This window comes from Natronobeatus ordinarius, from assembly GCF_024362485.1.
GTDB lineage: Archaea > Halobacteriota > Halobacteria > Halobacteriales > Natrialbaceae > Natronobeatus > Natronobeatus ordinarius.
The window spans coordinates 1,569,801-1,592,715 of record NZ_CP101456.1 but is presented as its reverse complement, the minus strand read 5'-3'; the positions used below and the strand labels follow the sequence as shown (position 1 = coordinate 1,592,715).

Annotated in this window: 26 protein-coding genes and 1 pseudogene; 17 read left to right on the top strand and 10 right to left on the bottom strand. The window is 64.0% G+C overall.

Going from position 1 to position 22,915, the window contains the following annotated elements; all coding sequences use genetic code 11:
* Positions 1–140: 140 nt before the first annotated feature.
* On the bottom strand, positions 141–2,195 hold the full coding sequence (locus tag NMQ09_RS08250; protein ID WP_255194113.1) for a hypothetical protein: 2,055 nt from the start codon (positions 2,193–2,195) through the stop codon (positions 141–143).
* Between the two features lie 106 nt (positions 2,196–2,301).
* Here NMQ09_RS08250 and glyA point away from each other — a divergent pair, with 106 nt between their 5' ends.
* From glyA to folD, 3 genes are all read left to right on the top strand, one after another.
* Positions 2,302–3,549, top strand: coding sequence for a serine hydroxymethyltransferase (gene glyA / locus NMQ09_RS08245; RefSeq protein WP_255194112.1), 1,248 nt, complete (start codon positions 2,302–2,304; stop codon positions 3,547–3,549).
* 135 nt (positions 3,550–3,684) lie between these two features.
* The gene (locus tag NMQ09_RS08240; protein ID WP_255194111.1) at positions 3,685–4,596 is read left to right on the top strand and encodes a DUF7260 family protein; all 912 of its coding nucleotides are present in this window, start codon (positions 3,685–3,687) and stop codon (positions 4,594–4,596) included.
* Between the two features lie 91 nt (positions 4,597–4,687).
* Positions 4,688–5,581, top strand: coding sequence for a bifunctional methylenetetrahydrofolate dehydrogenase/methenyltetrahydrofolate cyclohydrolase FolD (folD, locus tag NMQ09_RS08235; RefSeq protein WP_255194110.1), 894 nt, complete (start codon positions 4,688–4,690; stop codon positions 5,579–5,581).
* A 149-nt stretch (positions 5,582–5,730) separates the two neighbouring features.
* On the opposite strand, the gene NMQ09_RS08230 is transcribed toward folD, so the two are convergent.
* From NMQ09_RS08230 to NMQ09_RS08220, 3 genes are all read right to left on the bottom strand, one after another.
* Complete coding sequence (locus NMQ09_RS08230; RefSeq protein ID WP_255194109.1) at positions 5,731–6,444, bottom strand: DUF7117 family protein; 714 nt, start codon at positions 6,442–6,444, stop codon at positions 5,731–5,733.
* Between the two features lie 129 nt (positions 6,445–6,573).
* Entirely contained in the window at positions 6,574–7,581 is a 1,008-nt protein-coding gene (locus NMQ09_RS08225) for a lysylphosphatidylglycerol synthase transmembrane domain-containing protein (protein WP_255194108.1), read from the bottom strand.
* Positions 7,582–7,708: 127 nt separating this feature from the next.
* Complete coding sequence (locus NMQ09_RS08220; RefSeq protein ID WP_255194107.1) at positions 7,709–8,149, bottom strand: thiol-disulfide oxidoreductase DCC family protein; 441 nt, start codon at positions 8,147–8,149, stop codon at positions 7,709–7,711.
* Between the two features lie 248 nt (positions 8,150–8,397).
* Here NMQ09_RS08220 and NMQ09_RS08215 point away from each other — a divergent pair, with 248 nt between their 5' ends.
* From NMQ09_RS08215 to NMQ09_RS08190, 6 genes are all read left to right on the top strand, one after another.
* Positions 8,398–8,760, top strand: a complete 363-nt coding sequence (locus tag NMQ09_RS08215) for a 2Fe-2S iron-sulfur cluster-binding protein (protein WP_255194106.1) — start codon at positions 8,398–8,400, stop codon at positions 8,758–8,760.
* A 159-nt stretch (positions 8,761–8,919) separates the two neighbouring features.
* On the top strand, positions 8,920–9,552 hold the full coding sequence (locus tag NMQ09_RS08210) for a hypothetical protein (RefSeq protein WP_255194105.1): 633 nt from the start codon (positions 8,920–8,922) through the stop codon (positions 9,550–9,552).
* 244 nt (positions 9,553–9,796) lie between these two features.
* Positions 9,797–9,943, top strand: coding sequence for a hypothetical protein (locus tag NMQ09_RS08205; protein ID WP_255194104.1), 147 nt, complete (start codon positions 9,797–9,799; stop codon positions 9,941–9,943).
* Positions 9,944–10,602: 659 nt separating this feature from the next.
* Positions 10,603–10,878, top strand: coding sequence for a PadR family transcriptional regulator (locus tag NMQ09_RS08200; protein ID WP_008164003.1), 276 nt, complete (start codon positions 10,603–10,605; stop codon positions 10,876–10,878).
* 2 nt (positions 10,879–10,880) lie between these two features.
* Positions 10,881–11,138: a hypothetical protein gene (locus NMQ09_RS08195; protein ID WP_255194103.1), complete on the top strand. Its 258-nt coding sequence runs from the start codon at positions 10,881–10,883 to the stop codon at positions 11,136–11,138.
* A gap of 57 nt (positions 11,139–11,195) precedes the next feature.
* Complete coding sequence (locus NMQ09_RS08190; protein WP_255194102.1) at positions 11,196–11,480, top strand: DNA-directed RNA polymerase subunit L; 285 nt, start codon at positions 11,196–11,198, stop codon at positions 11,478–11,480.
* Positions 11,481–11,559: 79 nt separating this feature from the next.
* Here NMQ09_RS08190 and NMQ09_RS08185 read toward each other — a convergent pair whose 3' ends face one another.
* Together NMQ09_RS08185 and hisF are read right to left on the bottom strand one after the other, a co-directional pair.
* Positions 11,560–12,387 (bottom strand): zinc-ribbon domain-containing protein, encoded by an 828-nt coding sequence (locus NMQ09_RS08185; RefSeq protein WP_255194101.1) that lies wholly within the window; start codon positions 12,385–12,387, stop codon positions 11,560–11,562.
* A gap of 110 nt (positions 12,388–12,497) precedes the next feature.
* Positions 12,498–13,313 (bottom strand): imidazole glycerol phosphate synthase subunit HisF, encoded by an 816-nt coding sequence (gene hisF, locus NMQ09_RS08180; RefSeq protein ID WP_255194100.1) that lies wholly within the window; start codon positions 13,311–13,313, stop codon positions 12,498–12,500.
* A 558-nt stretch (positions 13,314–13,871) separates the two neighbouring features.
* Between hisF and NMQ09_RS08175 the strand changes: the two genes are divergently transcribed.
* The 4 genes from NMQ09_RS08175 (at position 13,872) to NMQ09_RS08160 (ending at position 17,299) form a co-directional block, all read left to right on the top strand.
* A complete protein-coding gene (locus tag NMQ09_RS08175; protein ID WP_255194099.1) occupies positions 13,872–14,441 on the top strand; it encodes a magnesium transporter in 570 nt (189 codons plus the stop codon).
* On the top strand, positions 14,441–15,019 hold the full coding sequence (locus tag NMQ09_RS08170; RefSeq protein WP_255194098.1) for a magnesium transporter: 579 nt from the start codon (positions 14,441–14,443) through the stop codon (positions 15,017–15,019). Before NMQ09_RS08175 ends, NMQ09_RS08170 begins: the two co-directional genes overlap by 1 nt.
* Before the next feature lie 72 nt (positions 15,020–15,091).
* Complete coding sequence (locus tag NMQ09_RS08165; protein ID WP_255194097.1) at positions 15,092–16,162, top strand: ATP-NAD kinase family protein; 1,071 nt, start codon at positions 15,092–15,094, stop codon at positions 16,160–16,162.
* A 105-nt stretch (positions 16,163–16,267) separates the two neighbouring features.
* A complete protein-coding gene (locus tag NMQ09_RS08160; protein WP_255194096.1) occupies positions 16,268–17,299 on the top strand; it encodes a phosphate uptake regulator PhoU in 1,032 nt (343 codons plus the stop codon).
* A 124-nt stretch (positions 17,300–17,423) separates the two neighbouring features.
* Here the strand turns inward: NMQ09_RS08160 and NMQ09_RS08155 are convergent, their stop codons facing one another.
* Positions 17,424–18,107: a LysE family translocator gene (locus NMQ09_RS08155; RefSeq protein ID WP_255194095.1), complete on the bottom strand. Its 684-nt coding sequence runs from the start codon at positions 18,105–18,107 to the stop codon at positions 17,424–17,426.
* A 594-nt stretch (positions 18,108–18,701) separates the two neighbouring features.
* Between NMQ09_RS08155 and NMQ09_RS08150 the strand changes: the two genes are divergently transcribed.
* The 3 genes and pseudogenes from NMQ09_RS08150 to NMQ09_RS21165 all read left to right on the top strand — a co-directional run.
* Positions 18,702–18,950, top strand: a complete 249-nt coding sequence (locus NMQ09_RS08150; RefSeq protein WP_255194094.1) for a DUF433 domain-containing protein — start codon at positions 18,702–18,704, stop codon at positions 18,948–18,950.
* 22 nt (positions 18,951–18,972) lie between these two features.
* Entirely contained in the window at positions 18,973–19,275 is a 303-nt protein-coding gene (locus NMQ09_RS08145) for a DUF5615 family PIN-like protein (RefSeq protein ID WP_255194093.1), read from the top strand.
* Positions 19,276–19,320: 45 nt separating this feature from the next.
* Positions 19,321–19,446 (top strand): annotated as a pseudogene (locus NMQ09_RS21165) (restriction endonuclease); the annotation flags it as partial.
* Between the two features lie 273 nt (positions 19,447–19,719).
* Here the strand turns inward: NMQ09_RS21165 and NMQ09_RS08140 are convergent.
* Positions 19,720–19,890, bottom strand: coding sequence for a hypothetical protein (locus tag NMQ09_RS08140; protein WP_255194092.1), 171 nt, complete (start codon positions 19,888–19,890; stop codon positions 19,720–19,722).
* A gap of 748 nt (positions 19,891–20,638) precedes the next feature.
* Positions 20,639–21,058, bottom strand: coding sequence for a Fic family protein (locus NMQ09_RS08135; protein ID WP_255194091.1), 420 nt, complete (start codon positions 21,056–21,058; stop codon positions 20,639–20,641).
* Positions 21,059–22,001: 943 nt separating this feature from the next.
* Between NMQ09_RS08135 and NMQ09_RS08130 the strand changes: the two genes are divergently transcribed.
* On the top strand, positions 22,002–22,250 hold the full coding sequence (locus NMQ09_RS08130) for a hypothetical protein (protein WP_255194090.1): 249 nt from the start codon (positions 22,002–22,004) through the stop codon (positions 22,248–22,250).
* A gap of 130 nt (positions 22,251–22,380) precedes the next feature.
* On the opposite strand, the gene NMQ09_RS08125 is transcribed toward NMQ09_RS08130, so the two are convergent.
* Complete coding sequence (locus NMQ09_RS08125) at positions 22,381–22,533, bottom strand: hypothetical protein (protein ID WP_255194089.1); 153 nt, start codon at positions 22,531–22,533, stop codon at positions 22,381–22,383.
* Positions 22,534–22,915 lie beyond the last annotated feature (382 nt).

The following is a 22,915-nucleotide window of genomic DNA, read 5'->3' as shown; positions in this document are numbered from 1 at the left end:
TACCTGATAATATTAGTGGACAACCATACGTGGCAGAGGGTCGGCCAGCGGATGAGTACCATCGACCGCACGCCGAGGGACGCAGCAGTCGGTACGGACTTTCACGTGGTCAGTCCCTCGGGCACCGAGTTTCGTGCGCGTTAGACTGGCGTCCAGTCGGCGGCCAGTCGCGCACCCACGTCCGTCGACCAGTCGAGGTCCCCGTCGAAGACGACCGGCATCTCGGTTCGCTCGAGGGACGCCGCGAGTTCACGTCGCTCGAGGACGAACGTCGACTCCGTTCCACAGAGGTAGGCATACCGGTCGTCCGTGACGGGTGGGTCGTACGTCGAGCCCGTCGACAGCGTCGAGTAACACTCGAGGGAGAGCGCGAACCGGCCGTCCTCGAGCGGGTCGACCGTGGCGAACGGCGGCGGCCGATACCCGTCCCGGGTCAGCGAGTGCGTGCCGTCGCCGACGACGGTGTAATCTTTCCCCATCATGATTCGCCGCCGTGCCAACTCGAGCGCCCGTTCGATGCTGAACCCGTGAACGAGCAGTTTGGCGAACGTCGAGCCGACTTTCAGGGCGTGATCGTCGAGCACCGGTGCGAGCGTCACCGCGCCGGCGACGCTCCCTTTTTCGATCAGCGTCCGTCCCTCGTAGAACGAGCCACAGGCGTTCAGGAAGAACGTCTGGACGCGACTGCGGTCGAGACTCGCAGTCGACAGGTGGCCGTCGGGACACCGCAGCCCGTCGGTCTCGCAGTGGCCGATGTAGTGAAGAAAATCGTAGTCGGTCTCGAAGAGTCGGGCGAGCGCGGCCGTGCCGAGTGACTTCTCGATCGAGAGATCGATCGACAGGTCGTCGGCCCGCTCACGACAGGCCGCCGTGACGCCTGCGAACTCGTCGGCCATCTTCGGATCGTTGACCACCACGCAGATCGACGTAGAGCGACTCGAACGCTCGAGATGGGCGAGTCGGTTGTAGTAGGCTTCGGGGGTCGTCTTGAAGACGTCGATGGGGACACCCTCGGCCAGCCAGCCGTGTGTCAGGCTCTCCTGGAGTTCGGGTTTGACGACGTCCACGGACGCGACGTTACGGACGCCTGCGCGATAGAAATCCTCGAGGCTCCGCTCGACCAGTTCTGCACTCTCGAGTTCGGACGTCCGCGGCGGAAAGAGCAGGCTCAGCCGATCCAGCAAGAACGGAAGCGTCTCGGTCGTCGACGGTTCGGGGGAGACGTACGTCGCGAGGTGCCAGTCGGGAAGTCGGTGTTCCAGCGCGGCGTACGGGATCTCGAGGGCCGTCGCGAGCCGTTCCGCCGGGCTCGCCGAGCGGAGCGGTCGGGGGTCGAGTTCGAGGGCGTCGAGGATGCTCGCCTCGGCGAGTGGTCGCTCGTCTTGTCGGGTGGGACGAACGAGGCAGTCGAGAAAGAACACCGTCCGCAGCAGTCGTTCGACCGACCGCTCGAGCGACGTCGACGGCGTGTACTCGAGTCCGACCTCGGGGGCGCGGATCGTCAGTGGCTCACAGTCGGCCGTTCGAACGGTCGCCCCGAGGTAGTACGCGAGCGGTGCCGTCACGAACAGGGACTCGAAATCGGGCGGGACGAGCAGTTCGATTTCGCTCGTCGGCGTCTCGGCTCGAACCGCCGGCGGCACTTTGAGGGCGTCGCCGAGTTCGAGCAACGGTGGGTGGCCGCGTCGGGCCGGACGTGATCGGTCGGGGCCGTCGGTCTCGTGTGCGACAGCGAGGTGCTCGAGGGCCGTTGCCAGCCCGTCGGGCGTCGGCGGGACGGTGATCGTTTCGGTGGGCAGATCGATGCCACGGCGAACGCCGACGGTCGTCCGCCGACGCTCGGGGTAGGTGACGACCGTCTCGTGGTCGGACTGTTCGATCGTCGCCGAGCCGGAAAAGCGCAGGAACGTCTCGATGGCCGTCTCCACGTCGACGACGTACGCATCCGATGGGAGGGACAACGGCTCTCCGTCGGGTTCGACTTCGTAGGAGCGGGTGCGATCGCGAGCGAAGACGTGAACCGCGGTCCGTGGAAATCGGAGCGAACGGGCCATCACGGTGACGAGTTCGTCGGCCACGTGGTGCTCGTCCGAAGACGGGCCGTCGACGGTCAGCTCCTCGCCACGAATCCGTAGCTCGTCACCGGCCGGATCAGCGACGCGAAGCTGTTCGTCTCCCACCTCCCACTCGATCATTCGAGCCGAAGAATGTCGTCCCCAATAGATAGTTGTATTGGCAATACAGTCACGCCCGTTCCGCTCGAAAGGTACACTTATACATCGGCCTGACGGCACACCAAACATGGAACACGAACACGTCCGGGCGGTCGATCCAGCGGTCGCCGACGCCCTCGAAGGCGAACTCGAACGGCAACGGAACACGCTCTCGATGATCGCGAGCGAAAATCACGTCAGCCGTGCCGTTCTCGACGCCCAGAGCAGCGTCATGACGAACAAGTACGCCGAGGGCTATCCCGGCGCCCGCTACTACGGCGGCTGTGAGTACGCCGACGAGGTCGAGCAGCTCGCGATCGACCGCGCGGAGGAGCTGTTCGGTGCCGAACACGTCAACGTCCAGCCCCACTCGGGCACCCAGGCCAACCAGGCGGTCTACTTCGCCACCCTCGAGCCGGGCGATAAGATCCTCTCGCTCGACCTGAGCCACGGCGGCCACTTAAGCCACGGCCACCCGGCGAACTTCGTCGGCCAGTTCTACGAGGTCGAACAGTACGAGGTCGACGAGGAGACGGGCTACCTCGACTACGAGGGACTCGCCGACCTCGCCGAGGAGTTCGAACCGGACATCATCGTCTCTGGCTACTCCGCGTACCCGCGTGAGGTCGAGTGGGAGCGCATCCAGACGGTCGCCGACGACGTCGATGCCCTCCACCTCGCGGACATCGCTCACATCACCGGGCTGGTCGCGGCGGGCGTCCACCCCTCGCCGGTCGGCATCGCCGACTTCGTCACCGGCAGCACGCACAAGACGATCCGGGCCGGCCGTGGCGGCATCGTCATGTGTGACGAGGAGTACGCAGACGACGTCGACGCCGCCGTCTTCCCCGGCGGCCAGGGCGGCCCGCTCATGCACAACGTCGCCGGCAAGGCCGTCGGCTTCAAAGAGGCCCTCGAGCCCGAGTTCGAAGCGTACGCCGAACAGACGGTCGCGAACGCGAAGGTGTTGGGCGAGACGCTCGCCGACCACGGTCTCTCACTCGTCTCCGGCGGCACCGACAACCACCTCGTCCTCGTCGACCTTCGACCGTCGCACCCCGACACGAGCGGCGGCGACGCCGAGGTGGCGCTCGAGGAAGCCGGCATCGTTCTCAACGGCAACACCGTTCCAGGCGAGACGCGAAGCCCGTTCGACCCGAGCGGTATCCGTGCGGGCACGCCAGCGCTGACCGTTCGCGGATTCGACGAGGAAGCGATTCGGACCGTCGGAACGTGTATTGCACGCGTAATCGACGCCCCGGACGACGACGACGTGATAGCCGACGTCCGCGAAACGGTCGACGATCTCTGCTCGGCTTTCCCACTTTACGACTGATCGGTGCCTCGCCGACCGGTTCGACGGTGTCGGCCACAGAAATTCCACGATAATTATACATTACTGGAGTTCATCCGTGCAGTCGTAACGGTTATTGGCCCTTGCATCCATGGTAAAAAGTACCACGCATCTCAGATGACCAGATACTACTCACAGCGTTCCCCGAAACTCGAGCCCGAAGTGGCCTGTTCAGGAATCGAGTGTACGCTCGCGGGTGCGGTGGACCTCTTGCTCTTACTCCTGTGGATCGGACTGCTCGGCATCGTGATCGCCGGGCTGCTGTACCTCCCACGGGCACGCGAAACGTGTGATGAAGAGCGGGCCCGGACCCACGAAGAGGCTGAGGCGTTCGACCGATTTGCCCGTCGCGTCTCCAGGGTCGACGCCACGCCGATGCAGGCTGTGCAAACGCAGCGAGCAGCCACCGGAGCCGTCACTGCGGTCGCCCACCCGCCCGACGACCGTCACCTCCGCGAGATCCGAGACGCCTACCGCGACACCGTCATGTCGGTCGGCCACTACGAAGACGAGTACGGTGACCCACTCGCCGCCAGCGTGACCGAAGAGTTCGATCGGGACGTGGCGGCTGCGCTCACTGACGGCAGACAGCTGACACCACAGGTCAAGCGAGTCGTCCTCGACTGCGCGTTCGAAGCCAGAGACCGCCGCGAGGAGTTCCTCGAGTCACTCACCCAGGAAACGAACGCACTCACGGACGCCCAGGACACGCTCGCCGACGTCGACGCGGCGCTCGACGAGTTGAACGACCGGCCGTTGCTCGACCGCTCCTACGACGAACTCGAGGACGCCTGGTACCGACTGCGCGAACTCAGAACCAGCGTCGAAGCGCTCCTCGAGGAACGCCAGGCGACGCTGCACGGAACGGAGGCGTCGAACGGTCGGTTTACCGATTCGTGGACGATGTACGCCTACCTCTACAGCCCGCTCTCGACCTCACACCCGGTGCTCGCGGAAGGCGCACGGCTCCTCGAGGAAGTGACGACCGCCGAGCATCGAGTCGCCGACTCGCTCTCGAGACGGGTGTGATTGTGCACCGACGTGTATAACTACACAGCACACGAAGCCGAGATGTACACGAATCCGTGGCTTTAAGGAGAGCGGCGTTGCCCGTTCGAGCATGAGCGAGATCATCGACGGGAAAGCCGTCGCGAGCGAGATCAGAGCAGACCTCCGAGACGCGATCGAGACGCTGACGGACGCGGGCACGCGTCCGGGACTCGCCACGGTTCTGATGGGCGACGACCCCGCGAGCGAGACCTACGTGAGCATGAAACAGCGCGACTGCGAGGAGGTCGGCATCGAGGGAATCCACGTCGACGTCGACGGCGACGCGCCAGCCGAGGAGCTCTACGACACCATCGACGACCTCAACGACGACCCCGAGGTTCACGGCTACATCGTTCAGGCGCCCGTTCCCGACCACGTCGACTACCAGGAAGTGATCCGTCGCGTCGACCCCGGAAAGGACGTCGACGGCTTCCACCCCGAGAACGTCGGCCGCCTCGTCGCCGGTGACGCCCGCTTTCGGCCCTGCACGCCCCACGGCGTCCAGAAGTTACTCGAGGCGTACGACGTCGAGACCGAAGGCGCCGACGTGACGATCGTCGGCCGCTCGAACATCGTCGGCAAGCCGCTGGCGAACCTGTTAATCCAGAAGGCAGACGACGGCAACGCGACGGTAACGGTCTGTCACTCTCGAACCGAGAACCTCGCCGAGAAGACCCGAACCGCGGACGTCGTGGTCGCCGCCGTCGGCGTCCCCGAGCTGATCGACGGCGACATGATCGGCGAGGGCGCGGTCGTGATCGACGTCGGCGTCAACCGCGTGGCGGCCGACACCGAGACGGGCTACGAACTCGTCGGTGACGTCGCGTTCGAGAGCGCGAAAGAGAAAGCGAGTGCCATCACCCCCGTCCCCGGCGGCGTCGGACCGATGACGCGGGCGATGTTGCTGTACAACACCGTGGTGGCGGCGAGCGAGCAGACCGGGGTCGACGTCGAGCTACCCTGATACCGACGGTCGCGAGCCCGGTCCGGCGCACCCGCGGACCGGCTCTCGGTTGCGTCGGTATCCAGTCGAATCCAGCAGTATGTGACAGCCGACTGGGCGCGTGAGCTGGGTTCACTCGAGTTTCTCGAGCTCGAGTCGTCCGCGTTCGGTCACTCGAGTTTCTGGAGTTCCTCGCGTGCGCGCGAGATTGCGTCTTCGTCCTGTTCGCGCAGGCCGGTGCCGAGTGCTCGAGCCGCCTCGACGAGCCGCTCAGCCGATTCCGGCGGAACGTCGCCCTCGAGCAGCCGGATCCGCGTGACGTGATCGTCGAGGCTCTCGAGAATCGTTCGTTCGGCCGGGGCGAGGTCCCGGTCGTCGGCCCACGTTCTGACGTCGCGGCGGTAGGCCTCGACTGCATCCGCACCGGCCAGCCCGCGCGGGGCGCGCATGGATCGCGGAACGTCCTCGGCGGACGGACGCTCGCCGGCGTCGGCGTCGCGCAACAGCGAGAGGAAGTACAGCTCCTCGCGATCGTCGACGCGCATTCGCCTCGTGACGACGTCGCTTACGTGACGTAGCTCCATCGCTGCCAGGAAGTCGTCGTCGAGGTCGCGGAGGTCGCCGCCGCGGACGAAGCCTCGACGACGGACGTACGCCGATGCACGGTCGTTGGCTCGCTCGGCGAGGTCGGTCGTGGTCGCCTCGTCGACGGCAGCTCGGACGGCCGTGAGGTCGAACTCGACCTCGAGGTCCGTGTGTTCTTTGCGGTCGTCGAGACCGACGCTTCGAAGGCTCCCACAGGCGGGACAGCCGACGCTGCCGGTCTCGTAGTACGACCAGCGGGTTCCACACTCGGTGCACTCGCGCTCGCCGCGGATCTTCATGGTGGGTCGTACTCGAGGGCGGCTGATAATGGCTGTTGTGACTGTTTCTCGATGCAACCGCGAACCGTCTTGCGGTTGTATCGGTACAGACTCACAATAGCCGTTATGAACGGTTCGTCGCACTCACGCTCACTCCCGGAGGACGATCCCCAGGGCACAAACGCCCCCGAGGCCGATCGTGAGCCAGTACGTACAGAGCCGATAGAGGAGCGCGACGGTCAGCGCCGCCGGAGACGCGAGCCCACCGAGCGTGGTCAGGCCGACCGTGACCATCGCCTCGACGCCGCCGATGCCCCCCGGTGCGGGGACGACCGACCCGAGCTTCCCGAGCGCGACCACGAGCGCGACGACGGCCAGGGGAAGCTCGTACCCCAGTGCAACGGCGCCGATGTAGACCGGGAGCATCAGAAAGAGCATCCCAAGGTGGGCGTACACCGTCGAAGTTGCGAGGGTCCGTCGGTCGGTGGCGATCGTGCCGATCGAGTCGTAGAAGCCGTCGAGACGGTCGGTAACCGCGCTCCGTGAGAGTGCGTCCTCGAACCGATCGGTAAACCTGCCAGTCAGCCACCGGAGGGTGCTTGCGACACCGAGCACGAGTCGATAGAGCAGCGAGCGTCGTCGCAACACGACGAACGAACAGGCGATGAGGGCGACGAAGAGCACGGCGAACGCGAGCACCTGGGTGTACACGCCGTCGACGAGCGGGCCGTCGGTCGTGATCCAGGCGATCGCCAGGAAGCCAAACGTGTAGTACGGAAGATAGTTGAGCAGGTCCGCCGAGAGGATCCCGGCGAACCCATCCTCGTAGGCCATTTCGGCGTCTCGAGAGACGAGATACGCCACGAACGGCTCCGTCGACAGCTGCCCGTACGGGGTGGCGTACTTGACGAACATCGCCGTCAGGTAGATCCCGGCGGTATCGCGCCAGCTCATCGTCTCGTCGACGGTCTCGATCACCTGCGTCCAGACGAGGCCGCGAAACGTCAGCGCGAGGACCCCCGAGCCGATTCCCAGCGCAACCACGCGGCGGTCGGCCGTCGCAAGTTCCGCGGCGACGTCACGGCTGCCGACGACGCTCACGAGCGTCGCCAGCAGAACGAGGGCGAACGCAAACCCGAGGACGGCACGTCGTCTCACGAGTCAACGTACCTCGAGAGCGAACAACTAGTTTGTGTACTGTATTCTACACCGGAAGGTCAGCGAAAAGTACATGCACTCGCCGTCGCCTACCGAACGGGTCGGGCGAGAAGCAGGGTCGAAGCAATCAGCGACCGTCACGCGGGACGTGCGTCCGCTGGCCGTTCGCCGCGAGTTCGTCGAATCGATCGAGGGCCGCCGTCGCGACCGGATACGCGTCGTGGTAGGGATCGATCTCTCGATCGAGTCCCGAGACGAATCGGATCGCGTCGGCGATCGTCTCGTAGTTCTCGTCGACGACGTCCTGAACGAGGACCGGCATTCCGGCGCGGTGACACAGTTCGCTGGCGGCTGCCTGTCCAGCCCACACGGTCTCTGCGTCCCGATCGACGAAAAAGAGCGCAAGCGGCGCGTCGTCGAACTGGGCCTCGAGGAATGCCTGCGCGGCGGGATCGTCCCAGGGAACCACGCCGACGTCGTCGAGTTGGCGCATCGCCGTCGAGGCGGCCGAACAGAACGGACAGTCGCCGTCGTAGATCAGGACGCCGGTGAACTCGCGATCTGCCATGGATGCTCGATCGACTAGTCCGGACCCAGTCTCATGTCGGTTACTGATGCCGAACAGACAGTTCGGATGCGGTGAACGGTTGGACACTGTGAGAAGTCTGCTCAGCAGGGAGAAACGAGCGACGCTCCGTCGACCGACACGAGAGAGAAGACCGGTCACGGCAGGACGTCGTCGACGTCGAGACGGCCACGGTCGTGAGCAGTGTGGTGACCGCCACCCTCTTTGGTCGGCGGCCCCGAGCGACGCCTATGGAGCGGTACACCGTCGAACTCGAGGTTCCCGTCGACGCCGACATCGAACAGGCAGGTGAGACGGTTTGCTTCGAGGTCCGCGAAGACGAGTACGTCCTTCCGGCCGCCCGCGAGTCCGGCGTCTGGCTCGAGGCGGACTGCCAGCTTGGGTGGTGTACGCGGTGTGCGGCGCGATTGCTCGAGGGCGAGGTCGATCACGATGACGCCAGGCGGTACTACGAGGTGGACGAGAGGGCCGATTTCGTCCTCACCTGTCGAGCGAAGCCGCGGTCTGATCTCAGGCTCCGAGCGTTCACGTACGACGAAATTCTCGAGCATCGGGCGGCACACGACCTTCCTCCGGGTCGGTCGAAGCGGTGATTGACTGCTGGTAACGCGACACTGTGGCTGTAACGGTATCCGATCCAGACCATCACCGTCCTGGGACTGTTTACGTATCGTGACTGATGTTCAACAGGTCATTAATGTGCGGCAGGTGCAGGCCGCACAACAACGTAGCAGAACGTTATACCAGGAGATATGTCCCGCCGAAGACTCAGTCGACGTAAATTCGTAGTCGCCGCCGGAACAGCGAGTGCAATCGCCCTGGCTGGCTGTGCCGACGAAGATCCGGTTGACGACGAAGAGCCGGTTGACGACGAAGAGCCGGTCGACGACGAGGAGCCGGTCGATGAAGACGACGAAGAGCCGGTCGACGAAGACGACGAGGAGCCGGTCGACGAAGAGCCAGAAACGTACACGCTAACCGTCACGGTCGAAGACGAAGACGGTGAACCGGTCGAAGGTGCGATGGTTACCGTCGAGGAAGCCGATGCGATGGACGATGAGGAAGACGATGCGATGGACGACGAGGACGAAGACGATGCGATGGACGATGAGGACGAAGACGAGGAGATGGACGACGAGGACGAAGACGAGGAGATGGACGACGAGGAAGACGATGCGATGGACGACGAGGAAGACGACGAAGTGATGGAAGAAGAAACCGACGAGGACGGCGTCGCCGAATTCGAACTCGAGGACGGCGAGTACACCGTCCGCGCAGAGCACGAAGGCATGGAAGACGAGGTGACCGGCGAGATCGACGGCGCAGACGAAGAGGTCACGCTGACCCTCGGCGAAGCGAACGGCGAAGACGACGAAGACGAGTAACTCGAATCCGGCGCTCGCGACAGAATCGATTTCTGACAATCCAGCCGAGTAGCGTGTCGGAGGTCCCGCTTCTGGAACGGCTGCATCGATGCTCACCGGTCGTGATCGGCGTGGAACGAATCGAGGCGACGACTCCGAGCAACCCCCTGGCGTGCGGTTCCGTCAGCGACGGTTCGAAGCAGTTCCGACGACGCACACTCGAGCGTCGGGCGGTTTTTTCTGGCTCGACCCGGTAGATGTATTCATGCGAGACGAAGCCGAGATCCGTGAGCAGTACGAGTTCCTCACAGAACAACTCGAGAGCGACGAGATGCGCCACGACGGCGTCGAGAAGATGTTCACCTACTACAAGCGAGCCCTCGGCTGGGTGCTCGAGGAAGAGCACATCTGATGGGGCCGAGACGACTACAGTCCGACCGGACGTATCACGAACGCAGTCGGTGTCGGTAGCTTTAAGTCAAACGAGCCAGATTGTCCACGTGACGCTTCGCTTGGAGGGCCGAAGCGTCAGCGGGGACCAATTCAGGGCGGCAAGCAATCGCGCGACTATTTTCCGTCGCGCGGTTTGCTTTCCTGTTTACCACCATTCTCGAGCGATGCGTTCACCTGGCTGCAGCCGATCGCCGCCACGTCACAGATCCTGCCCGGTGACCACGGCGTGTCGTCCGAATCGTGATTCTTGCTCCATGAGAACGTCCGCCCTCGAGCGAACGCTGTGAAACGATGTCGGTGGCCGGTGGGTGCAACAGCGGCGACCCACTGCCTCGTCCGTGCGAAACCGTGCGTCGCTGGACTCTCAAGCTGACGCCCACGACGCCCACGATCCACGTGAACTGTTGAACTCGACTAGTGACCTATTGTACCCATCAAAACGGTCCGAAGGCTAAACATGAACTGACCGTTATGCAATCGTTCGACGGGACCGGTCATCGCCGTTATCATTCGTGGCCAGCGGATGCATCCGCCGTAAATCGTAATATCACTGTTTCCCTCGAAACAACCCGACATGTTTATTAAATTCCGACAGTAAGTACAACCGGTACTTTCCCAATGTACGACCTGACAGGATTCCAGCGTGATCTGCTCTACGTCATCGCTGGAGAGGAGGAACCACACGGACTGGCGATCAAAGAAGAACTCGAGCAGTACTACGAGAAGGAGATCCATCACGGACGTCTCTATCCGAATCTCGACACGCTCGTCGACAAGGGCCTGGTCGAGAAGGGGCGTCGCGACCGACGGACGAACTTCTACACGCTCACTCGTCGTGGCCGCCGAGAGCTCGAGGCGCGCCGAGAGTGGGAGGCACAGTACGTCGACCTGTAGCGGTGCTCGGCTCACGAACGATCACCGCACTGGTCGGGCTCTCGGCCGGTCTCGTCGTCAGCGTTGGCGCCTGGATATACTTCGAGACGATGCTCCTGTTTCTGTTCCTGCCGTTCGTCCCGTTTCTCGTTGCGGGCCGCGGCGACAACCGCCGGGACGAGAGACAGGAGCCGGGACGGGCCTGCCCACGGTGTGGGTTTCGATCAGCCGATCCCGAACACGAGTACTGTCCCCGCGACGGATCACGCTTACAGCGGTGAGCCGCCCGAACTCGTCGGTTCGAAAGGTACAAGCGGCTGACGGACGGACGGAGTCGTATGGAACTGCGGGTAACTGAGAGCAGTGAGAACGAGCTGTCGATCGAGATCGGCGGCGAGGATCACACGTTCATGAACGTCCTCAAGGGGACGCTGCTCGAGCACGACGACGTGAGCGCGGCAACCTACGACATGAACCCGGAACAGTCGGGTGGCCAGACCGATCCGATCCTGACGATCAAGACCGAAGGCGGCGTCGACCCGCTCGACGCGCTCGAGGAGGGAGCGGCGGCCGTCCGCGAGAAGACGGACGCGTTCCGCGAGGCGTTCGAGGCGGCGGTCTGAGCGTTACTTCTCTTGAATCAACGGCGAGAACCGAGCACCGTGTGGGACCCCCGCTGTCGTCCACCGAGAACACGAGAGACTAACAGGTGAGGTAGTAGACGAACACCGTGCCGTCTGCGACGTGGACGTCGAGCCCCTCGGCGACGAACGCCGAGCCGCCTTCGATCGCCGACTCCGACTGGATCGCCACCGAGATCGCCGTCGCCAGCTCCGGTTCGTCGTCGTAGGCGTCGATGGAGTCGCCGAGCGTTATCGCCCCGCCGGTCGGCGTCTCCTCGCCACAGGTTGGATCGAACGCGTTCAGCGGCGGCATGTCGTCCGGTTCGACACCCTCGTCGGCAGCCACGACGAGCTGGCGGTTTCGGAACTCGGCGAACGCGGCGAGCCCGTCGTCGTACTCGCGACTCGCCGCCGCCGAGCGCTCGGCTTCGAGCTGGTCGTGGACCGCGAGTTCGACGGCCTCGAGGTCGATCCCCGCGGCCTCGCTGCCGTTCCCCGGTGCGTCGGGCGCCTCGGGTGGGGCCGGCGTTCCGAGGCCAGGGATCGCAGACAGGGGGACGACCCCGGTCGCGAAGAGCGCGATCACGACGGCCACGACGAAAAAGGCCGGTGCGTACGGTCTGGCGACCTCGAGCCAGCTCGACGTCTCGAGGTCGCGTTCGACGTCGGCGTAGTCCTGTTCGACCTTCTCGAGGTCGGGGTTGCCACAGCGTGAACAGGGCGGAGAGTTCTTGACGTGTTCCCGGCCGCAGTTCGGACAGGCCCAGACGTACGTCGGCCCGGTGTCGACGGTCTCGTAGGACGGCTCACGAACGATCGCCTTCTCGAACGAACCGTGGCCACAGTTGTCACAGGGAGGGTCGTTTTCTTCGTGTGGTTTTCCACACCACTCACACCGCCACTTCACTGTACGAACGACAGGAGTGCCGGAAGAAAAGGGTGCCGGAAGTCGATGGGGTCCATCAGTTCGCCGGCGAGGAGTCGTTGGCTCAACCGAGCGGGCCGTATCGATCGCGGTTACAGCCGAACGGGGACGTCTCGCTCGTCCAGATACTCCTTGACGTCGTGAATCGAGTACTCGTCGAAGTGGAAGATGGAGGCCGCGAGTCCGGCGTCCGCGTCGGCCTCGGTGAATACCTCGTACATGTGCTCGGGGCCGCCACAGCCCGAGGAGGCGATGACCGGCGTATCGACGGTCTCACAGACGGCCGTCGTCAGCGGGACGTCGTAGCCGTCCTTGGTGCCGTCCCTGTCGATCGAGTTGACGAACAGCTCGCCCGCACCGCGGGATTCGGCCTCGGCGGCCCACTCGAGGACGTCGATGCCCGTCCCCTCGCGACCGCCCTTCTTGGTGCACTCGAACCAGCAGGACTCGCCGTCGACCTCGACGTAGTGGTCGCCCTCCTCGTCGTACCGGCGGCGGGCGTCGACGCTGATGACGATGCACTGGCTGCCGAACGCTCGCGCGCCCTCGGTGACGAGTTCGGGACGCTCGAGCGCGCCGGTCGTGATCGAGACCTTGTCCGCGCCGGCCCGGAGGGTCTCTTTGATGTCTTCGGTCGTCCGGATGCCGCCGCCGACGGTGAGCGGGATGAACACCTCGTCTGCGACCTGCGAGACGACGTCGAGCATCGTCTCTCTGCCCTCGGCGGAGGCCGTGATGTCGAGGAAGACGAACTCGTCCGCGCCGGCTTCGTTGTAGGCGCGGGCCATCTCGACGGGGTCGCCGGTGTATTTCAGGTCCTCGAAGTGGACCCCGGTGTAGACCGCGGCGTTGCCATCGTCGTCTACGTCGACGTCGATACAGGGGATGATGCGCTTGGTCAGGCCCATGTGTTCTTACCTCGAGTTCTCACCGCGGATAGTAAAGCCGTCCGGATGGAGCAGCCGATCGTCACCACAGAAATCACTTACTTGCTGACTGGTTAGGTGGCGTATGCACCCCAGTCGCAGAGCCGTCCTGACTACGACCGGTGCCGCCGGCATGAGCCGACCGCCGCTCGATCCCACGAGTTCCCGTCCCAGACGCCGACGACGCCGTCGTCGTCACCGACACCCACCTCGAGCGAGCGACGTCGCTGCTCGAGACGCGGCTAACGGCCTTCGAGGACCGGGACGTAGCTGCGGACGAACTGGTTCACACCCACGAGAACTGGATCGATCGCACCAGAGACGACCGCGACGAGGCGGGAGCGCCCGACGTGCTCGCGATCGTCGACGGTTGATCGACGTCGTCAGGGACTGACTAATTATCCGTATCTGACAGATCAGTTACCGGCGTGGGTCGGCGTGGGCCGAGCCACCGTCTCGACCGAGAGCCGGCGACCATCGAATACGGTGAACCAATCACCATGCCGGTACATTTAACAGCGAACTGAGTGACTGTCGGATATGAGCGTCTGGGGCGATTTTTGGTCCATCTATCGCGAGGCGATACCCATCCTGCTGATCGCACTCGGAGGCGGCCTCTTCGCCGGACTCGTCCTCGAGTCGATTCTCGAGAGTGTCGAGCGGTTTCCCGGATTATTGGTGATGGTGCCGGTGTTTCTCGCCACGCGGGGGAACGTCTACGGCGCACTCGGTGGACGGATCTCGAGCGGGCTCCACCAGGGGTTGATCCCGCCACAGTTCGAACGGAACGATCGACTGCTCAACGCAGTGCTCGCCTCCTTCATCAACGGCATCGGCATCTCGATCGTGATCGGCGTCATCACCTGGGTCGCGCTCCTCGCGATCGGGTGGGACGTCGCGGCGCTGTACGAACTCGTCGGGATCATGCTGATCTCGGGCGTGTTGACCTCCGTCGTGTTGATTTTCGGCCTCCTCTTGCTGATCTTCGCCGGCTACAAACGCGGCTACGATCCCGACAACCTCGTGGGCCCCATCGTCACCACGCTCGGTGACATCTTCGGGATGCTGTTCATGCTGTTCGCGATCAGCCTCGTCGAGGTGCTCGTCTGATGGTCGTTCCGACGGGTTCGCTCGGCACCTGGAACTGGAAGCGCATCGTCACCAACATGTTCCCGCTGCTCGTCGTCCTCTCGATCATCGTCCTCTGGGCGGGCATCACCCTCGAGAGCGCCGAGGAGCTCCTCGAGCAGTACGCCATCCTCGCGGTGATGGTGCCGACGATGGTCGACATGGGCGGCAACCTCGGCGCGATCTTGAGTTCGCGCCTGTCGACGCGCTTTCACCTGGGGACGACCGAGCTCAATCCGCGAGATCGGGTCCTGTGGGCGAACGTGGGCGCGATCCTGGCGCTCGCGGCGACGATCTTCACGGCGCTTGCGGTCGGCGCCTACTTGCTGGGGACCGTCATCGGCTCGCCGCTCGCGCTGACGACGCTGCTCACCATCTCGCTGATCAGTGGCATGTCGGTCGCCGTGATCGCCGTCGTCTTCAGCTTCGCGGCGACGTACGCCTCCTACCGCATGGGGATCGACCCCGACGACACGACGATCCCGATCGTGACGAACGTCGTCGACGTCTTCGGGATGGTCATCTTCATCGGCGTCTCGGCGCTCGTGCTGAGCTTTTGATCGGTTCGAACCGGCAGGCGAGTCGGTCGCCGAAGCCACACCGTTTTTGCACGACGACCGCGACGCTCCCGTATGGATCGCATCGGCGTCGTCGTCAACCCGATCGCCGGGATGGGCGGTCGGGTCGGGCTGAAGGGGACCGACGGGAAAGTCGAGGAGGCGCGTCGTCTGGGTGCCGAACCGCGCGCACCCGGCCGGGCGACGGAGGCGCTCGAGGCGCTGTTCGACCGCGAACCCGATCTCGAGGTGTACACGGCCGCCGGCGAAATGGGGGAAGAAGAGGCCCGCGAGGCGGGCTACGACCCCGAGGTTGTCTACGATCCCGACGGCGAGGAGACGAACGCCGCGGACACGAAGGGCGCGGTCCGGGCCTTCCTCGAGTGCGACGTCGACCTCGTGCTGTTCGTCGGCGGCGACGGGACGGCCGTCAACGTGGCCGAGGTGCTCGAGGAAGAAGAGGCGGAGACGCCGATGCTCGGTGTTCCCGCGGGGGTGAAAGTCTACTCGTCGGTGTTCGGCGTGACGCCCGCCGACGCGGGGCGGATTGCGGCCGTCTGGGATCGGGTCGAGAACCGAGAGGTGAACGATATCGACGAGGAGGCCTACCGCGAAGGCGAGGTCCGGGCCGAGTTGCGAGCGGTCGTCCCCGTCCCCGTCGCCGAGGACCTCCAGTCGAGCAAGCAGCTGGCCCGGGGGAACGTCGACTCGCTGGCCAACGGGTTCGCGAGAGAGGCCGAATCGGGGACGACGTACGTCTTCGGCCCCGGCAGCACGGTCGGCGCGATCGAGGAGGCACTCGGGATCGATCCCTCGCCGCTCGGGGTCGACGTCTGGCGCGACGGCGAGGTGCTCGCCCGGGACGCCTCGGAAGAGGAGATCCTCGCGGTGCTCGAGGAGCCCGCCGTAATCGTCGTCTCGCCGATCGGCGGCCAGGGGTTCGTCTTCGGCCGTGGCAACCACCAGATTTCACCCGCCGTGATCGACCGGGCCGACGAAATCGAGATCGTCGCCTCCGAGGAGAAACTCGACGGACTCGGCACGTTACGCGTCGACACCGACGACGAGGAGGTCGACGAGTCACTGCGCGGGTGGGTACAGGTCCGGACCGGACGGTTCACCAGACGACTCACGAAAATTGTTTAAAGATCACCTATCGACCCGACGTATGCTTAGTCGAGCTAGTCACCGTTCTGAATATATAATGAGCATATAGTCAAGATTAAGGCGCAGAGGGACCTAGCAGTGGGCATGGAAACGCGGAAAGTGCAGCGACTCGGGCCGTCCACCCTGGCGATGACGCTCCCCGCCGAGTGGGCGAGCGAACACGGTGTCGAGAAAGGTGACGAGGTCTCGCTCCGAACCGGCGGCAAGGGGACGTTAACCGTCCTCCCCGAGTCGGCGAGCTCCGAGGAGACCGAAGCGATCATCCACGCCGACAATCTCGACGCCGACGCCGTCGAACGGGCGATCGTCGCCCAGTACGTGCTCGGCCGACGCGTCATCCGCATCGAGTGCGACGAAGGGCCGCTTGGCTCGGACCACATCAACGCCGTCTACAAGGCCGAAACGCAACTGATGGGGCTCGGCGTCATCGAGGAGACCCCCGAGAGTATCTCCATCCGGTGTTCGGTCGACGCCGAGGACTTCACGCTCGACAACCTCCTGGAACGGCTCGAGCGAACCGGTCGCACCATGCGCGGGGAAGCGATCAAGGCGCTCGCCCACGGTAATCCCGACCTCGCCCAGCGCGCGCTCAACCGCGAGCGCCAGGCGAACAAGATTTTCGTCCTCCTGTTGCGTCTGATCTTCACCGCCTACCAGAACCCAAACCTCGCCCGCGCGGTCGGGCTGGACGACGGCTTCCCGCTGATCGGCTACCGCTCGATCGCGAAGAACTTAGAGCTGACCGCGGACAACGCAGAGGACATCGCCGACATCGTCCTCGAGGCGGAGGGCCACGCGCTCAACGTCGAGAGCGCGACGATCCGCGAGATTCGTGAACTCACCGAGCAGGTCGACGAGATCACGGCGCTGTCGGTCGAGTCCGCCGTCACCAGAGATTACGATCTCTCGATCCAGGTCCGCGAGCTGTTCCACGAGATCAGCGACCGCGAACGCGAGATCCTCGCCGACCTACCGGAGATGTCGAACGACGACCTCCTGCAGGTGCGTGAGGTACTGGTCAGCCTCCAGCAAACCGCCCAGTACGCCATGCGAAACGCCGAGATCGCGGCGAACCTCGCGCTCAACGAGGAGTCCGAACACACGACGATTAACTGACCGACCCGATCGGTTTCGATGTGGCCGATCGAACGGTTTCGCGGTTCGATTTTCCCGACCGACTATCGACGTCGCCTCCGGCCGAGTCGCCGGTCCGTTCGCGTCCCTGGAGGGTTCGACGATCCTACACGAACGCCGTCACGCCGATCCAGGCGAACAGCACGCCGAACCCGGCGAGGACGACGCCCGAAAGCAGCGCCACGACGGGGGCGAAGGCGTCGACGCGCCGACCCGCCGCGGCGAGGACGGCCGGGTAGGCGACGATCCAGACGGCGATGCCGGCAAAAAAGCCCACGAGCAGCGCCGGACTTCCCGTCTCGACGACGACGCCCGAAAGCAGCGGCGCGAGCAGCCCGGGGACGTGTTCGGCAAACTCGAGGGTGCCCGGCCGGACGAGGCCGACGCCGACGGTGGCCCAGAAGGCGATCTGGTAAGGGTTGGTAAAGGAGAGGGCGAACGTCTTCCGGAAGCCGATCGACGCCTGGGCGAGTTCGCCCTGGGTGAACGACGTCGACGCCCGGGCGTTCTGGAAGGCGTCGACGGCGAACAGCAACATGAGCAGGCCGCCGACGAGGAAGAGCGCGTCCTGGAGCGTGGCAAAGCGCTCGAGGACGGCGGCGACCCCCGCGAGCGTCAGCCCGAAGAAGACTGCGTCGGCTGACATGGCCCCGAGGCCGGCGCTGAACCCGGATCGCCAGCCGCGCAGGACGCTCTCCTCGGCGATGATGGCGTTCATCGGGCCCGGCGGGGCCGCGAGCGCGAGGCCGAAGACGACGCCCGCGAGCAGCGAGGCGAGGAGTGAACTCACTGCCGATCGTTGGTCCAGGGTCGAGAAAAGGGGTTCGGAATCCGTACGCGGGCACTACGGTGCTGGCGTGGATATCGAACTCGCTCGAGCGACCGTCACGCGCACATCCCTCGAAAAATGCGACCGGGTCACGACCACTCGAGGCCGACGTGGGAAGGGTCGAATGGAGTGTGGTGGTCAATCGCAGGGGCGTCGCCCTCGAGTGCGATCACGACTCGCGGTCGTCTCGAGAGAGCCATGCAAGGGCGCGTACACCCGCCACGGGGCCGGTTCGGGGCGGACAGCCGCGTGGCCGCTCGCAGCCGAAACTCGTCGGCCGTGCGAGACGTTTATGGTCGGGTAGAATGTACGCGAACATGGCTTTGGACCCTCTCGGGTTGGAAGCCACGTCTCGGGTGCGCTGACACCCGGGACACTTTGATACGTGTCCCCGCCGGAGCGCGGCTTCCGTCTTACTCGTTGACCTGTAGTGGCATAAATATACCGACGGAATCGGTGTAACCGGGCACTCGGAAACGTGCGTGACGGACTCGAGGACGTACGCGAGCGAACCCGGCCGGGAATTTATACGCCAGCGCGACGAATAGGCGGACGATGACCGAGATCGTACGGGACGACGACCACAGCAGGGGTTCCCCGACGATCGGCGGCACCGGTATCCGCGTGATCAACGTCGCCAGTGCGTACGAACACAGCGGCTACTCCCCCGACGAGATCGCCGATCTCTACCCCGCGCTCTCACTCGAGGACATCCACACGGCGCTGGCGTACTACTACGCCAACATCGAGGACTTTCGTGACGAACTGGCGACGTCCGGACGTGAGACGCCCTCGACGGCATGATTGACGCGGACGAGAACGTTGGGTGCCTGTCGCCGAGGGGCTGCGACGCCGCGGCTGGGAGGTAACGACGGCCGTCGAGGAGGAGACGCTTGGCTACACCGACGAAGAGCACCTCGAGTACGCGATGCAACGAGGATGGACGATCTTGACGTTCGACGACGACTTCCTCTCGCTCGTCGAAGGCGGGTACGCTAGCTCGAATCATCCGGGCGTGATCTTCACGTCTCAACACGGTCGAACCGTCGGAGAACTGGTGAAGCGTATCGATTCGACGCTGCAGCGTCACCGTGGCCGCGAACTCACAGGAGAGATCGTATTCGCCTGAGCACGAACCCCGTCTGGCTGGAGACGGGTTCGTCAATCCCGAACGGCCGACCTGCTCGAGGCGTTCGTCCCCGTTGCCGTCGACGAGGCCGGGGGCTTCACGAACTTCTGTGAGACGGCCACCAAGACCATGTCGCTCGTGGATCGACTCCGGAAGCTCACCCTGCCCGCAACTCAACATTAACGCATTGGGGTGAACAACACTCGAGCATGAGTAACGAGGAAGAAGCGAACTCCGATACGGAGCGAGCGCGGGCGAGTCTCCTCAGCGGTGGCGAACGCGTCGCAAAAGGCCGTCAACGCGACGGATCGACCGACGGTCGCTGACCGTTCCCGGCGGACCGTCTCAGTTTTCGTGTCTCCGGTACTCGAGGGGGCGATCGCGCTCGCTCGAGCGTGAATCGGGTCGTTCTCGAGAAATCCGATACGCGACGGTCGGGCCGATTCAGCCCCGGTCCTCCGCTCGCTCGAGCGCACCCGCCCGAATCCGACAGCCACAGGGGCTGGCGTAGTGCTCGGTCGGCCCTCGGGAGGTCACGGTCGCCACCGGCGTTCCACAGTGCGGACACGTCGGCAACGAGACCGACGCCGAATCCCGGTCGACGATCTCACGCATTCGACCACCCCACTCGAGGGAGCGCCGGGCGTCGTCGTTCGATCCGATACCTCTTTCGTGCGAGACGTTTATGGTCTGGTAGAATCAACCTGAACATGGCTTGCAAACCCTCTCGGGTTGGAAGCCACGTCTCGGGTGCCCACACACCCGGGACACTTTGATACGTGTCCCCGCCGGAGCGCGGCTTCCGTCTTACTCGTTGACCTGTGGAGGCATAAATATACCGGACGAAGCAGTGAATCGACCGACAGCGAGTGGGTTGCTGGCGCGTGGGTCGGACCCGGTCTTTGCGGCCAACGCGTGCAAGGACGTCGGCCGCCCCCTCGAGCGCGCCAGAGGGCGGTCGTGGTTGGACTCGAAGCCGCCGAGGTGAGTTCGCCGAACCAGGTCGGGGTGGCTCGCTCGAGTCCAGTTGCGTACTCCCGTATCTTTTTGCTTTCAACGTACTTGCAAGTGGTTCGACCGAGCGATGCGAGGGAGGGAGGACCCGCAGTAAAAAGCTGGGAGTGAGATCGAGATCGTCGAGGAAGCCGTCGGGGAGTAGCACCCGCGAGCGAGGACCGAAGACGAGTGAGTGGCATCGTGATTCGAGTCCGAGTGTGGCAGAAAGGCTAATACACCGCGCGGACGACAACCCGGTATGGGAATGAACTGGGAGTCCGAGCGAGAGATGCGACGGGACGTCGAGGAGAATCGGGAACTGTACGACGCACTCGCCGACGAGCCGGACGAACCCGAGGACGAGTAGTCACTGACCCTCGTTGCTATATTCGACAGTCAATACTTCCTCGAAGTAGCGTTTCCATACCCCGTATAACTCGTCACGCTCGTAGAGCGCATCCAGCCGAACGGGCGGGATCTCCCGGCAAACCTCGTGTGACTCCCGGCGTGCTTCTTTCGTTCGTTCGATCGGCCACTCACCGGGGTCGATCCCGTTGTCCCTGAGGAGTTGCCGAAGCAAGACGATCGCCGTTCGGTGATTCGCGTCCGGGAAGAAGTGTTTTCCCACGACGGCGTGCATCCAGAGTGCACACTGTTCGACGAGCGGTTCGTCCGTCGGAAACCCGTCGAGGACGCGCTGTAAGTCCCCGTTCCGAACGTTCCAGATACGACGTCGAAGTTCTTCTCGGGTCTGGTGTGGGAGTACGTCGTAGTGCGAATCACTCATCAGGAACTCCGTATTTCTGAACTTGAAGTTCTCGGGCCCCAACGACGAACAGTCGGTAATACGGGGATGACCGGTGCACATCGCTTCGTTCGTCTTTCGGAACGGCGGCGTATTAGCACCTGGGAAGAGACAGCGCACTCGAGCAAGCCACGTCGAATGGAAACAACGCTTCGAAAGCCCCCGACCGCCTCCGGTCGAGGGGCTCGCTGTGCGCTTCCCTCACTTCGTTCGGTCCAGTGCTTGCGTCGCCCGTCTTCCCGGAGGCGGCCGGCCCCTTTCATTCCCACCCGATGGCGGCTTACTCGACCGGTCGACGTGGGTGTGGGACAAACAGCGTATTCGTGGTCGTGCTCGAGGACATCGAGACGTGCCCGTCGAACTTGCTCGAGCGCCGGTCACGCGCGCACACCTCGAAAATGCGACCGGGTCACGACCACTCGAGGGCGACGCAGGGGTTTCGAATGGGGTGGTCGGTCGTGGGGGCGTCGACCTCGAGTACGATCACGACTCGCGGTCGTCTCGAGAGAGCCATGCAAGGGCGCGTACACCCCACGGCGCCGGTTCGGGGCCGGCAACCGCGTGGCCGCTCGCAGCCGAAACTCGTCGGCCGTGCGAGACGTTTATGGTCTGGTAGAATGTACGCGAACATGGCTTGCAAACCCTCTCGGGTTGGAAGCCACGTCTCGGGTGCGCATACACCCGGGACACTTTGATACGTGTCCCCGCCGGAGCGCGGCTTCCGTCTTATGCGTTGATCTGTAGTGGCATAAATATATCGGCAGTGGCGGTGTAACCGAGCACTCGGAGACGTGCGTGACGGACTCGAGGCCGTTCGCGACGAACCGGCGTCGTCCGGACGTGAGACGCCCCCGACGGCGTGGTTGACGCGGACGAGAACGTCTGGGTGCCCGTAGCCGAGAGGTTGTGACGCCGCGGCTGGGATGTGATCACGGCCGTCGAGAAGGATAGCATGGGGCACACCGACGATGAACACCTCGAGTACGCGATGCAACGGAGATGGCCGATCCTCCTCAAAACGTTCGCCCCCGTCGTCGTCGAGGAGGCCACGAAAACGACGTCACTCGCGGTCAATTGCGGAAGCGCACCCTGCCAGCGCTCGAGGCAAGTCGTGTTTGCCCGATCTGGAGCTGCGACCGTCCTGGGCAGCCTGGCGAGGGTGGTCGTAGTGTAGTGTAGTGTAGTGTAGTGTAGTGTAGTGTAGTGTAGTGTAGTGTAGTGTAGTGTAGTGTAGTGTAGTGTAGTGTAGTGTAGTGTAGTGTAGTGTAGTGTAGTGTAGTGTAGTACCCTCGAGTCCGAGCCGGCTACTCGAGTTCGGAGAGGTGGACCAGACAGCCACAGGGTCGAGCGTACTGCGTCGTCGGGCCCGTGATCGTCACGTCCACGACCGGCATTCCGCAGTTGGGGCAGGTGGGAAACGACTCCGACGACGGGTCGTTCTCGAGTTCGTTATCCATTGGCGGCCTCCGTGATCGTCGTGATTCGATCGACCGTTCGAGTTCGGTTCTTGGCTCCTTCGCGGTGTGTATCAGTGGGTAGGACGCATGCGAACATGGCTTTCGAATCCTCTCGGGTTGCAAGCCACGTCCCGGGTGGGGTCACACCCGGGACACTTCGATTCGTCTTGGTGCTAGCGCGTGGCTTCTGCCTTGTTCGTTGACCTGTATCTGCATAAATCCACGGGAGTGTTGACAAAACTATACAGTGGTGTGTGTCTCGATTCCTGGTCACGGACACACCACCGTCGCGGATGTAACGGCGGGAGAACGCAAGCATATTCGTGCGAACACACACCACCGTCGCGGATGTAAATCTGGAGTTTCGTGGCCGCCTGGGGAC

Excerpts from the sequence above, each read along its gene's own strand:
- folD (WP_255194110.1), top strand. The coding sequence starts at position 4,688 with ATGAGCGAGATCATCGACGGGAAAGCCGTCGCGAGCGAGATCAGAGCA.
- NMQ09_RS08140 (WP_255194092.1), bottom strand. The coding sequence starts at position 19,890 with ATGCGTGAGATCGTCGACCGGGATTCGGCGTCGGTCTCGTTGCCGACG.
- NMQ09_RS08165 (WP_255194097.1), top strand. The coding sequence starts at position 15,092 with ATGGATCGCATCGGCGTCGTCGTCAACCCGATCGCCGGGATGGGCGGT.
- NMQ09_RS08190 (WP_255194102.1), top strand. The coding sequence starts at position 11,196 with ATGGAACTGCGGGTAACTGAGAGCAGTGAGAACGAGCTGTCGATCGAG.
- NMQ09_RS08175 (WP_255194099.1), top strand. The coding sequence starts at position 13,872 with ATGAGCGTCTGGGGCGATTTTTGGTCCATCTATCGCGAGGCGATACCC.
- NMQ09_RS08210 (WP_255194105.1), top strand. The coding sequence starts at position 8,920 with ATGTCCCGCCGAAGACTCAGTCGACGTAAATTCGTAGTCGCCGCCGGA.
- hisF (WP_255194100.1), bottom strand. The coding sequence starts at position 13,313 with ATGGGCCTGACCAAGCGCATCATCCCCTGTATCGACGTCGACGTAGAC.
- NMQ09_RS08215 (WP_255194106.1), top strand. The coding sequence starts at position 8,398 with ATGGAGCGGTACACCGTCGAACTCGAGGTTCCCGTCGACGCCGACATC.
- NMQ09_RS08200 (WP_008164003.1), top strand. The coding sequence starts at position 10,603 with ATGTACGACCTGACAGGATTCCAGCGTGATCTGCTCTACGTCATCGCT.
- NMQ09_RS08150 (WP_255194094.1), top strand. The coding sequence starts at position 18,702 with ATGACCGAGATCGTACGGGACGACGACCACAGCAGGGGTTCCCCGACG.
- NMQ09_RS08250 (WP_255194113.1), bottom strand. The coding sequence starts at position 2,195 with ATGATCGAGTGGGAGGTGGGAGACGAACAGCTTCGCGTCGCTGATCCG.
- NMQ09_RS08205 (WP_255194104.1), top strand. The coding sequence starts at position 9,797 with ATGCGAGACGAAGCCGAGATCCGTGAGCAGTACGAGTTCCTCACAGAA.
- glyA (WP_255194112.1), top strand. The coding sequence starts at position 2,302 with ATGGAACACGAACACGTCCGGGCGGTCGATCCAGCGGTCGCCGACGCC.
- NMQ09_RS08125 (WP_255194089.1), bottom strand. The coding sequence starts at position 22,533 with ATGGATAACGAACTCGAGAACGACCCGTCGTCGGAGTCGTTTCCCACC.
- NMQ09_RS08220 (WP_255194107.1), bottom strand. The coding sequence starts at position 8,149 with ATGGCAGATCGCGAGTTCACCGGCGTCCTGATCTACGACGGCGACTGT.
- NMQ09_RS08160 (WP_255194096.1), top strand. The coding sequence starts at position 16,268 with ATGGAAACGCGGAAAGTGCAGCGACTCGGGCCGTCCACCCTGGCGATG.
- NMQ09_RS08135 (WP_255194091.1), bottom strand. The coding sequence starts at position 21,058 with ATGAGTGATTCGCACTACGACGTACTCCCACACCAGACCCGAGAAGAA.
- NMQ09_RS08230 (WP_255194109.1), bottom strand. The coding sequence starts at position 6,444 with ATGAAGATCCGCGGCGAGCGCGAGTGCACCGAGTGTGGAACCCGCTGG.
- NMQ09_RS08170 (WP_255194098.1), top strand. The coding sequence starts at position 14,441 with ATGGTCGTTCCGACGGGTTCGCTCGGCACCTGGAACTGGAAGCGCATC.
- NMQ09_RS08240 (WP_255194111.1), top strand. The coding sequence starts at position 3,685 with ATGACCAGATACTACTCACAGCGTTCCCCGAAACTCGAGCCCGAAGTG.